The following is an 851-nucleotide window of genomic DNA, read 5'->3' as shown; positions in this document are numbered from 1 at the left end:
TCGCCGACCTCCAAATCAGTCGGCTCTCCATGAATCAGACAATCCGCGTCAGAGGAATCCTCGAACAGACGCATGCGGCAATCCGTCCACACTGCCTAGCTAACTGGGGATCGCTTCAATTTGAAGCGGCAATGACTTAGCTGGTTGCGGAGGCGTCATCCACAGCTGTGGAAACGGTGGATTAGTGCGGCCGCATCCGATATCCGAAGCGCGGGCCGCGCAGTGTTGAGGCACGCCTGAGTAGCGGAACGGTGTCGCCGGTGACCTCTTCGCCGGCGCGCGCGATTGCACCGAAGGCGGCTGCTGAGATCGGTCGCGCTTTACTGACCGGGACGATTGCCGCGCAGCAGGAGATCGTCGCGCCGGTCGAGGTCGAGGTTGTCGTTGATGACGGCGTTCTCGTTGCCGAGCCTGTGCCGAAGGCAGAGCCGACCTTTGACGTCGGCGCGATTGCGGCCCGTCATCAGAGCAGCATGGAGCAGGCTCTTCTGGAGCTTTCTAGTGACGAGCTTTCCGAGGACGGGACGCTGCTGCTGAGCAATTTCATTCGCAGCCACAAGGTGCAGCACCAGGTGTCCGTGCCTTGGGTGCGCGGACAGGATGGTGCGCGCAAGCTGCCTTATGATTTCAGCGACGCCATGGATGAGTCCAAGGCGCCACCGGAAGTGCGCGCCCTGTTTAAGGGCTTCGGCCTTTCTCGGCATTTTCCGTCTTCGGAAATGTCCGAAGAGGATCTGCAGCTCTGGATGAAGCGAGAGGGTTTCGCGCTCGCGCAGCAACCAGTCATGCATGTCCTCGAGAAGCGGCCTGCTCTTCTCCTGCCGCACTGCCCGCCGCTCCTCGGCACTGCG

Annotated in this window: 1 protein-coding gene; it reads left to right on the top strand. The window is 61.5% G+C overall.

Going from position 1 to position 851, the window contains the following annotated elements; genetic code table 11:
- Positions 1-260 precede the first annotated feature (260 nt).
- On the top strand, positions 261-851 hold a 591-nt coding region (locus ACFPOB_RS30390), incomplete at its 3' end, for a hypothetical protein (protein ID WP_377801879.1).

The sequence above is a fragment of the Allobosea eneae genome (genome assembly GCF_042657265.1).
Taxonomy (GTDB): domain Bacteria; phylum Pseudomonadota; class Alphaproteobacteria; order Rhizobiales; family Beijerinckiaceae; genus Allobosea; species Allobosea eneae.
Note: the sequence above shows the minus strand (reverse complement) of the source record. Positions and strands in the feature narration are given on the sequence as shown.